The organism is Streptomyces sp. KLMMK (assembly GCF_036961605.1).
In the GTDB taxonomy this organism is placed as follows: Bacteria; Actinomycetota; Actinomycetes; order Streptomycetales; family Streptomycetaceae; genus Streptomyces; species Streptomyces telluris.
This window is the reverse complement of the sequence record NZ_JBAMDC010000620.1, coordinates 1-2,492: the sequence shown is the minus strand read 5'-3', so window position 1 is coordinate 2,492 and position 2,492 is coordinate 1. Positions and strand designations below refer to the sequence as shown.

Annotated in this window: 2 protein-coding genes and 1 pseudogene; 1 reads left to right on the top strand and 2 read right to left on the bottom strand. The window is 74.8% G+C overall.

Features of this window, described 5'->3' with window-relative positions; translation table 11 throughout:
* A pseudogene (locus tag V7793_RS36380) lies at positions 1-378 on the bottom strand (hypothetical protein); the annotation flags it as partial.
* Between the two features lie 78 nt (positions 379-456).
* Positions 457-1,116, bottom strand: coding sequence for a hypothetical protein (locus V7793_RS36375; RefSeq protein WP_336013951.1), 660 nt, complete (start codon positions 1,114-1,116; stop codon positions 457-459).
* 335 nt (positions 1,117-1,451) lie between these two features.
* Between V7793_RS36375 and V7793_RS36370 the strand changes: the two genes are divergently transcribed.
* A partial coding sequence (locus V7793_RS36370) for a S1 family peptidase (protein ID WP_336013950.1) occupies positions 1,452-2,492 on the top strand: 1,041 nt, incomplete at its 3' end.

Below are 2,492 nucleotides of genomic sequence, written 5' to 3'. Positions count from 1 at the left end.
GGCCGCGGAGGGCACCGGGGGCGGGTCCTGGATGTCGGCGCCGCGCTGGATCAGCCAGCTCCCGAAGCACAGGGCGACGGCGATGCACGCGGCGACGACGGTCTTGCGCCGGGACTCGCGCCGGGATTCGCGCTGGGACTCGCGCCGGGACTCACGCGCCTGCAGCGAGGACCGCGGGGGGCGCCGCGGAGGGTGTGAGCGACGCGAGCCGGGCGGGTGGGCCGCGGAGGACGCGGCGGAGAGCGGGGCCGCCAGGGACGCCGCGGCCGCCGCGGCCCGTCTGTTCGGATTCCGGCGCATCTGCCGCGAGTTCCGCGGCTTGCGGGAACCGTGCGCCCTGCGGACGGCCCGTTCGCCTGCGTTCTGCGACTGGGACATCGTTCTCCTCCACCGCGCCCCTGGTCCCCGGACGCGAGCGCGTTCGGGGACCAGGAAACGGAGCCGGCCGGGGGCACGTCAGACCCGGTTGCCGTTGCTGCCACGGCGCCGCAGGTACCAGGTGCCGCCCACCGCCGCGGTGGCCAGCACGGCCGCACCCGCCATGAGCTCGGTCATGCCGGAGTCGTCGCTGGTGGAGCCGACACCGGTCTTCATGCCGCCCTTCGGGGGCATGGCGGGGGTCGTGGAGGAGCCGGAGCCCGCGCCCGAACCGGACCCGGAACCAGAACCGGAACCGCTGCCCGTACCGGGGCTCGCACTCGAACCCGAACCCGAACCCGAGCCGGAGCCCGAACCGGAGCCCGCACGCGAGCCCGGCGCCGAGCCGGTGGAAACGACCAGGTCGCCCGTGGCCTCCTTGCCGCTGTGGCACTTGACGCCGACGCCGTACGTACCGGCCTTCGCGCTGTTCGGGACCTTGAAGGTGCCGACGACGGAATCCTTCTGCGTGCCGGGCTTGAGCTGGAACGAGGCCGGGCCGCCGACGGCGCTGGCGTCGCCCGTGCCCGAGCCGTTGGCGCCGCAGGCGGTGGTGTTCACCGTGACCTCGGCGCCGGGCTTCGCGGGGTTCGGGCCGACTTCCAGCTTGCCGAAGTCCCCGGCGAGCGCGGGAGCGCTCGCCAGCCCGAGGGCGGCTATGGACAGGGCGGTCCCGGTGAGCACTCGTGAGTTACGCATGCTTGTTCCTCCGTGAGCGCGGCCGCGGCACTTCGATGTGCCACCGAAAGGAGTGGGGGGTCCGCGCTCCTCAGAGCCGAGCGAACCGGGATCCGGCCCCTCCCGCACCCTGACGTCACATCAGAACCACCGGTCCGGAACCGCCCCCGGCCCCGACCGGCGGGCGTAAGAGCAGGTCACCGACGGTAACCGCACAGTAACCGGAAGGGCGGCCCCCGGGCGTGGCAAACGAGTGAACCCCGGGGGCGCACGGCACCCGCCGTGAATCACACGGAACGGTGACCCCACAGTCGGAGGGGGCGCTTCCGCCGGGGGCGCGCGTATGCTCTGCGCCCATGGGGGAGGAGACCGAGGTCCCCGTCAACACCGAGATGCACGGCGAGACTTGGCGGGTCCGCATTTCCACGTCCGGCGGGGACGTCCTGGGTGCCGGCATCCTGCTGGCCGCCGATGCGGTCCTCACCTGCGCCCACGTCATTCCCTCCGGCCCCCGTGACCCCGCCTTCCCCTCCGCTCCCACCGGCGACGTGCTGGTCGAGCTGGTCGGGGTGCCCGGCGCCCGCCCCGTGGCGGCCCGCGTGGCCGACGGCTGCTGGGTGCCCGAGCTGGAGGACTCCCGGGGCGACGTCGCCCTCCTGACCCTGGACGAGCCGCAGGACGCCCGCCACGCCGCCCCGCTGCACCGCGTCGCACCCACGCGCGGCCGGACCGTATGGATGTGCGGCTTCCCCAGCACCAGGGAGCTCAAGGACGGCGTGTGGTTCCGGGCCACCCTCGCCGGGCCGTCGGGGCCGCGCGGCGAGTGGGTGCAGATGTTCCCCGTGACGCCCGAGGAGACGGTGCGCCCCGGCTTCAGCGGGGCCGCCGTGACGGACGCGGAGACCCATCGCGTCCTCGGCATGGTCGTCAGCCGCTACGACGACCGCTCCTCGGCCGCGCCCGCCGACCAGCGGCTGCACCTGTCGTACATGATCCCCATCGAGACCGTCGTCCGGCACCTGCCGGCCATCGCCCGCTACGTGAGCGGCGAGCGGGGCAACGGCCTGCCCTCGGTGCCGCGGAGCGCGGCCCGGGACCGTGACTTCGCCCGCTGGCTCGCCCGCTGGTTCGCCGGCGCGGAGGGCACGCGGCGGGTGGAGGCGATCGTCATCAAGAAGGGCGAGGCGGTCCGCTCGGCGACGCTCAGCAGGGCGGTCGCCCTGGCCGACCGCGAACTCCCCGCGGACGGCCCGGCTCCGCCCGCCGGCCCCACCGGGTCCGACGGGCCCGGTGCGTTACCCGGCGGCCCCGGCACGTTCCGCCAGGACCGGAAGCAGCTGTGCAAACAGCCGGCACAGCCGCCGCAACCGACGCAATCGACGCAGCCGCCGCACCAG